Genomic DNA, 7064 nt, shown 5'->3' on the forward strand with positions numbered 1-7064 from the left:
TCCCCGCGGGGCGGCAGGCGCTCCGCTCAGGGACAGGTGCCGTACAGGAAGCAGTCGTCGATGGGGGGACCGGGCTGGCCCGTGGGAAGGAGAGGCCTGAACCAGTCGAACGGGTTGGGGTAGTCGATGGGGGGAATCTCGGCGACCGCGCTGTGGGCGGGCAGACCGTGAACGGCGGTGGACAGCGACGTGGCCAATACGGTCATCATCGCGAGCATTACCCAGCGCTTACGCAACATGATGAGTGCCCCCTCCTCGACACGTCGCCAGGCCCTTTGGCGAAACGCTGCGCCGACGGTACACACCACATGTATATCGGCTGTATATCACCTACTCAGAAAGGGTTTTCCGGGTTTCGGCCTTCGATGTGACCTCCTCCGCGCGTCCCTCGTGTCCGTATTTCCCGGTAGGGCTTCGGCGCCGGGACCAGGACCGGGATCGGGACCGGGAATCGTCCGGCGGAATCGGCTCGGACTTTCCGGTCGACAACGAGAACTCGTGGTGGGCGGCCGCTATACCGCCGCTATACCGAGCCGGCGCAGAATCTTTCACGGCACCAGCGTGCCGGTTCGGATCTCGTGGGATCCGAACCGGCATCGGAGATGCAGCCTGGTTTGCAACGGGGCCGTAAACCGGCTGCTATCCATCGTGCTTAGAGGTTCGAGCGGGAAAAGCTGTGGATCGGCTGGGCGGAGAAGCCGTGTGTCGGCAACACCGCCGGCGCGAGCCGGGACATCGGACAGACGGTCTCCGTCAGCCGGTCCATCAGCGCGCGGGCAGGTCGTGCGCGGGCCACCGGTCCGTCTCCGGCCGCCCAGCGATCTCCAGCGGGCACTCCGGCGGCTCGGCCGACGCCGGGTCGCCGGCCCGGAAGGGGCCGGTGCCGTTCACATCTCCCGCCGAGCCCCTCTCACCCGGGGCCGGTTCACTGGGCGTCTCGAAGCTTCGCCACCGCCACCCTCGCGGCCCGCCTGCTCAGGCCGGAGTCGAACGTCGAGAAGTACCCGTCGCTCACCAGCAAGGTGACGGTGTTCTTGACTTTGACGAGCACGACATCCGACGCGTGGACCGGGCTGAGAGCCGCCTCGGGGACCTTCTTGCTGTACCTGATCCCGTACGTCCAGTCCCCGGCTCCGCCGACGGAGAGCTTGGTGATGGTCTCCCTGACGTCTCTGCCCGTCCTGTTCCTGACGCAGTCACGAACCATGACCTGGCCCGCCTTCCGCCATGAGGCCATCCTGGCGGGGGTGCCGCTTATGACGAACTGCCTGACACCCGCCGGCTTCCCCTTCTTGTCGATGAAGGACGCCGCCTTGCTCCTGAGGATGGGCCTCAGTGCCGCAAGAGCCTTCACGCACTTCTTCGTGTGGGCCTCCTCGGACCCCAGCGTCCCGCGGAAGCGCTTCGGGTTGAGCGTGAAACCGCTGCCCAGGTCCTCAGGGGTGATGAGGGCCGCGCGCAGCTGAGCCGGACTCAGGGGCTTGACGGGGGCGGCGGCCACGGCGGGAGCGGCGGAGGCCAGCAGGAGGGCGGCGGTGAGACCGCCTAAGATCACGGGGGGCATGAAACGGATCCTAGGGTTTACGACAGTCCGGCATGTGTCGTACCGCCTTTGTGACAGCACTGTCCGGCAGGTTCGTCCATCCCGCGCGTTCACGCCCACGTGACCCTCTCCGCGAAGACCGAGGCTCCCGCCGACGCCGTTGAGGCGGTGATCGCTTTCGAGCGGAGATCCGGAGTTGCGGCGAACTGTGATGCCCGGCTCTGGGACCCCACGAAACGGACCGCGGGATGGACGGCGAGCGAGAGCCTGCCGGACGGCCCACGGATGGCGCTCACTGTGCGAGCGGCACGGGTAGTGGTCACTCTTGATTCGATAGTACGGATGACGATATATATCAGATATGGCACTACGCGAGCAGAGCTACCTGATCCTGCTGGCCCTGTCCCAAGGCCCGCTCCACGGCTACGGAGTGATCAAAGCGGTGCGAGAGCTGTCCGAAGAGCGGGTACGCCTCGGCGCGGGCACCCTCTACGGCGCCCTGGACCGGCTGGCAGGCGACGGGCTGGTGGTCGTGGTCGGGGAGGAGGTCGTTTCCGGCCGTCACCGCCGCTACTACGACCTCACCGGCCACGGCCGCCAGGTGCTGGCCGAGGAGACCACCCGCCTGACACGCCTGGCCGCCACCGCTCAGCGCCGCCTGAACCTCCAGCCCGGGATGGGAATGTGACGACCCCCGACGCCACCTCCACCTACGAGCGCCGCTGCCGGTCGCTGATGCGCCTGGCCTACCCGCCCCGTTTCCGGGAGTTCCGCGGCCCCGAACTCCTGAGCACCCTGATGGACCTTGCCAAGCCGGGACAGAGCAGCCCGACCTTGCGCGACGGCCTGGACGTATTACGCGGCGGCCTCATGCTGCGCCTGCGTGAGCGTCCGCCGATAGGGAACTGGCTTCTCTACCGATGGGTTGGCATCCAGGTGCCATGGAAGTATCGCTGGTGGGCCAGAGACGATATCCGAGGCCGCTTCTTCTTTGAGCGGCACATAGCTTCCACCATGTTCTACATCAGTCTGTCGATGACGTTGGGCCAAGTGCTCACGTCGCACGTGACTCATCTGTTTTTCTTGGGCTTACTGGGGTCATCTGTAGTTGTCTACCTGCTTTTACTGCCGGCCAAAAGCCAGTTCCAACGTAGATGGCTCGCCAGACACGAGTTCCATCCCGACGGCACCTCCTACGTTCCGATTCCACCGGAAGCCCGCCTCGGCGGCTGATCCGCCCCCGGTTCCGGTTCAGCACGAGGGAAACCACGAGAGGGCGGGACCTTGAGCCCGCACCCGCCCCTGCCAACGCATACGATCCACGGTGACCCATCGTCGTCCGTCGTTGTCCGTGGTCGTTGTCACGCAGTTGGTCACGCAGAAATCCCTCAGCTTGAGATTTGATCTCCACACCGGCCGCTGTGGTGGACCTGGCACAGTGGGCCTGTGCGAACAGAGGTGAAGGACTGGCCTGAGCCGGTGTCGACGTGCTGGAACCACTGGGTCGCGGTCCCAACCGGTGATCAGGCGGGTGTCATGGAGGTTTTGGGCCTGTCCTCACCCAGACCGATCACGTTCGCCGAGGCCCGAAAAGTGATCGACGCCGACGCACACGGCGACCCGGATGATCGCCCTCACCTGTCACGGGTCTTCGTCACCCCTGAAGTGGACGGCTGGACCCTGGTCATCGGAGCCTGGTGTGATCCTCGCGACAGCGAGCGCCACGAGGATGTGCTCAGGTCGTGCAAGGCGCTCAGCGCCCGCTACGGACGGGCTCAGGCTTACTACTACGGCGAGCAAGGAGACGGCTCGGCATGGCTGGTGGCCGAGCGCGGCAGCGTCGTGCGCCGGTACGCGGCGACCGGCGAGGCCGATGACGAGCTGCTCACCCTCGGCGATCCGCTGCCTCAGGAGCAGGCACGGCGCTTGGAGCTAGGGCTCCCGGCCGAGGGAGACCTGCGAACCGCAAGCGGTGAACAGATCGAGGAGTGGACGTGGTCCGCTTTCCACCTGGCCCCTGAGATCGCCGCCGCGTACGGCGTCAGCCCGTTCACCCTGACACGCGAGACAAAGGTGCGGGGAACCGGCGTGCTCGCACTGACGTCAGATGCAACCAGCCATGGGTTCTAAGCACGAGAGGTACGAGCACTGTCTCAGATCGCCACTCCGGAGCATGACCGGATCGGTCCCAGAACAGCTGACTCCGTTGCTGTGTTTCGCTGCTGTACGGACACGAAAAAGGCCCTCCGGGATCATCCCGGAGGGCCTCTGACCTAAGAGCCGCCTTGGGGAATCGAACCCCAGACCCCTTCATTACGAGCAAAATCGAACGCATGATCTATCACTGGGAGTTGTCAGACGGGCCGTGTCGGACCGTCCGCCAGCGTCCACCTACGTCCGTGATCGCCATCCGTCGTTGTCACCCAGGTAGACACCCAAAGATGTCAGGTCAATCGTGCGAAGCACGCAGGAGACGCGCGAAGCGCCTTCACGCTGTTGCGTTCGCCGCGCTCACCGAGAACGGTGGCAGGGGGCGGCCTACTTCATCATCAGGTGGAGCGCTACAGCGACTGCGAGGCCCGCTGCGGGACTACCGGCGACGAAGCCGGCGCATCTGGCCGCTGATCGTCGTCACCCCCCAACTCCTTCAGCATCACGCAAAGACAGGCGCCTCCGGCACAGGGGTTCCGCCCGAAGTCATCTCTCGATGCCGGGTGACCAGGCGTATTCCCGACGTATTCCCGTCGTATTCCATGATGCTGCCGACGCGTGCAACGATCACTCCGGTGAACCTCGGGCCGCCGGGATCGCTCATGTCAGGAGCCTCGTCGGAGGCCGTATTCCGCCCGCTGGCACCAGGCGCTCCGGCGGGCTGATCTGCGTGCGAGAGAAGGAAGAACGATGAACCCGCTCAAAACGGTCACCGTCGGCGTCGCTGTCGCGGTGGCGAGCGTCATTCTCGCGCAACCGGCCTTGGCGGCGAGTTTTCAACGGGATGTCGGCGACGGGATCGTCCGCTACGCCGACCCCACGAACGAGCTGTGCGTCCGGGCCGATGACACCACAGGGACAGCCTGGGTGGAGGTGACCCTGACCCGCCCGGGTGTGATCGGAAAGCCCATCGTCATCAGAGACGACAACATCCGGCACCCCGGCGCCACCTGTGCGGTGCTCACCGGCTTCGAAGACGTCACCTACCGGGCCGATTACGAGAGCTACTGGAGCGGGCGAGACACCGTCCTGCGCGGGACGTTCACCTTCCAGACCTGACGCTCACGCAGGGCCCCCGCACCATCGATCGCCGTTCTTCGTCGCGATCCGCCACGAGGCGATACCTCGCACATCTCCCCCCGCCGGCCACGCGGGAGCGCTGAAGTGCACGCTCCACGGCCAACCGAACCAACCGAGACATCTCTTGCTGGAGGACTGTTGAAGACACGCATTCTGGGCGCCGCGCTGGGCATCGCAGTATTGAGCGGGCTGCTGGTGCCAAGCCCGGCGCAGGCGAGAGACGGAGCGGCCTCCGCCAGCGTGCCCCCCTACCGCGACCTCGGTGGCGGGTCCGTCCGGGCGACCATCGACTTCACCAGCCGGACGAGGGTCGTCGTTCGGAACTTCACGGTGCGCGACCTCTGTCCCGGCGACAACGCTCCGGTGAGTGCCCGGTTTGTCTGGGTTCACACCGACGGAACGGACGGGACCAGCGCCTGGAGGTCGGACACCAACGGCTGCGGCGACCACGGCACCAACTTCGGAAACCTCACCCGCACCGGCCGCAAGCCCATAAGGAAGGTCTACCTGCATGTGCGGGCCAGGGAAGGTTCTTTCGACTTCAGCGCGGACCAATACAACCAGTACAACTGAGCCGCTGAGTCTTAGGCTTTCAGCTGGTCGGCGTACCAGGACTTGATGACGTTGCCGATGATGGCCAGGCGTTCGTCGAAGGGGATGCAGGCGGACTTCATCGCGTTGATGGCGAACCCGCGGAAGTCGGGCAGGCCGAAGGCGTCGGCGAGCAGGGCGAGTTCGCGAGTCATCGAGGTGCCGCTCATCAGGCGATTGCAGGTACTCGAAGGCGTCCAGGTGCCGGGTGGGCGGGTAGCCCGCCTCGGCGCCGGCGATGTCGAAGCCGACCACCCCGGCGTCGCGGTCGGAGATCGCCAGCTCAGCGATCTCCATCGACCGGGCCCGGTGCCGTATCGCGGTCAGCTGCGACGTCCTGTGCGCCATGCTCCGCACCAACACCCCCTACCAACCACCCACGCTCCGCGCGGCTTGACCAACCCCATAGGGGCACTCCCCGGACACCTCCGCTCAACCGCCGACGTAGTGGAAGCCTGGCTTCGGGTGCATCAGGAAGTCGTGGTGTGAGATGTTCCATGCGTAGGCGCCGGCCATGAGGAACTCCACCACATCGCCCGTCTTCAGGCTCACCGGCACGTGCCGCGCCATGGTGTCCTTCGGCGTGCAGAGCTGGCCGACAATCGTGGCCGGCTCCCCCGGCTCGTCAATGACCATGGGCTGGCTGTGCCCCTTGGTCGCCGGGGTCCTGATGTGGTGCGTCCCGCCCGCCACCACGGCGAACAGCTCCCCATGGACGCGCTTCACGTCCATGACTCGCGTGACGTACCGCCCGCAATAGACAGAAATGGACCGGCCCGGCTCGATGCGCAGCGTCTCGCCGGGGCGTCGGAGAGCGGCCAAGCCAGCACCGTACGCCTCCCAGTCGAACCGTGACCCCGGGTCGGCGTAGGACACGGCCATGCCGCCGCCGACGTTCACCTCCATGACGCCAAGCCCACGGGCATAGCCGAGAATCGCGCCGGCCAACTCAAGCATGGCCGGCGCGTCCAAGCCGCTGGCCAGGTGAGCATGAATACCGCGAAGCCGAACGGCGTCCTGACCCTTCAGCATGTCGAGACACTCGGCAACGCCCTCGGGGTCCATGCCGAACGGCGTAGCACCGCCACCCATCGCCAGGGACGCGCCCTTGATAGGGATGTCGAGATTGACCCTCAGGAGCACGTCCGCCGACCGGCCCGCCGCGAACAGACGCCGGATCTCGCTCGGGCTCTCGATGTGGAGCCGGTAGACATCGGCAAAGAGCTCGGCATCCGTCTTGCCAGGTCCGCCAAGGGCGATGCGTGATCCGGGGAAGTGTTCGCGCACGTGTGCAAGCTCTCCCCCGGATGCAATTTCGAAGCCTTGGACATAGGGCGCAATGACCTTCATCAGGTTCGGGTCCGGATTGGCCTTGACGGCGTAGTAGACCTCGATGTCGCCCATGGCCGACCGGATGGCCGCCATGTGCGCGTCAAGGTCGGCCAGGTCATAGATGTAAGCGGGCAGTTGGCCCGCGGCGGCCAACTCCACGGCCCGGGCGCGGATCGGCAGGGTGGTAGCTGTCATCTCGCATTGAACCGCGCCGAGTTTCGTGGAGACTTTGATGTACCCCGAGTTCGGTGGAGTCGGCTTGGTTGACTCTCATGCCGACTGGACGTTCGGGTAGAGCATCTCGTAC

General features: G+C 65.8%; 9 protein-coding genes and 1 pseudogene. 5 read left to right on the top strand and 5 right to left on the bottom strand.

Features of this window, described 5'->3' with window-relative positions; translation table 11 throughout:
* Nucleotides 1-26 precede the first annotated feature (26 nt).
* From ACSDR0_RS13580 to ACSDR0_RS13590, 3 genes are all read right to left on the bottom strand, one after another.
* Nucleotides 27-239, bottom strand: coding sequence for a hypothetical protein (locus tag ACSDR0_RS13580; protein ID WP_435289128.1), 213 nt, complete (start codon nucleotides 237-239; stop codon nucleotides 27-29).
* A 526-nt stretch (nucleotides 240-765) separates the two neighbouring features.
* Entirely contained in the window at nucleotides 766-891 is a 126-nt protein-coding gene (locus ACSDR0_RS13585) for a hypothetical protein (protein WP_435289129.1), read from the bottom strand.
* A 34-nt stretch (nucleotides 892-925) separates the two neighbouring features.
* A complete protein-coding gene (locus tag ACSDR0_RS13590; RefSeq protein ID WP_435289130.1) occupies nucleotides 926-1564 on the bottom strand; it encodes a hypothetical protein in 639 nt (212 codons plus the stop codon).
* Between the two features lie 340 nt (nucleotides 1565-1904).
* Between ACSDR0_RS13590 and ACSDR0_RS13595 the strand changes: the two genes are divergently transcribed.
* The 5 genes from ACSDR0_RS13595 (at nucleotide 1905) to ACSDR0_RS13615 (ending at nucleotide 5407) form a co-directional block, all read left to right on the top strand.
* Entirely contained in the window at nucleotides 1905-2231 is a 327-nt protein-coding gene (locus ACSDR0_RS13595; protein WP_435289131.1) for a PadR family transcriptional regulator, read from the top strand.
* A complete protein-coding gene (locus ACSDR0_RS13600; RefSeq protein ID WP_435289132.1) occupies nucleotides 2228-2776 on the top strand; it encodes a hypothetical protein in 549 nt (182 codons plus the stop codon). The genes ACSDR0_RS13595 and ACSDR0_RS13600 overlap by 4 nt, the downstream gene beginning before the upstream one ends.
* A gap of 303 nt (nucleotides 2777-3079) precedes the next feature.
* Complete coding sequence (locus ACSDR0_RS13605; protein ID WP_435289133.1) at nucleotides 3080-3673, top strand: hypothetical protein; 594 nt, start codon at nucleotides 3080-3082, stop codon at nucleotides 3671-3673.
* Between the two features lie 771 nt (nucleotides 3674-4444).
* Entirely contained in the window at nucleotides 4445-4813 is a 369-nt protein-coding gene (locus ACSDR0_RS13610) for a hypothetical protein (protein WP_435289134.1), read from the top strand.
* A gap of 159 nt (nucleotides 4814-4972) precedes the next feature.
* Entirely contained in the window at nucleotides 4973-5407 is a 435-nt protein-coding gene (locus ACSDR0_RS13615; RefSeq protein ID WP_435289135.1) for a hypothetical protein, read from the top strand.
* An 11-nt stretch (nucleotides 5408-5418) separates the two neighbouring features.
* On the opposite strand, the pseudogene ACSDR0_RS13620 reads toward ACSDR0_RS13615, so the two are convergent.
* Together ACSDR0_RS13620 and ACSDR0_RS13625 are read right to left on the bottom strand one after the other, a co-directional pair.
* Nucleotides 5419-5764: pseudogene (locus ACSDR0_RS13620) on the bottom strand (hypothetical protein); the annotation flags it as partial.
* A gap of 93 nt (nucleotides 5765-5857) precedes the next feature.
* Complete coding sequence (locus ACSDR0_RS13625; protein ID WP_435289136.1) at nucleotides 5858-6952, bottom strand: alanine racemase; 1095 nt, start codon at nucleotides 6950-6952, stop codon at nucleotides 5858-5860.
* Nucleotides 6953-7064 lie beyond the last annotated feature (112 nt).

Origin of the sequence: Streptosporangium sp. G11, assembly GCF_051192615.1 — a bacterium.
GTDB lineage: Bacteria > Actinomycetota > Actinomycetes > Streptosporangiales > Streptosporangiaceae > Streptosporangium.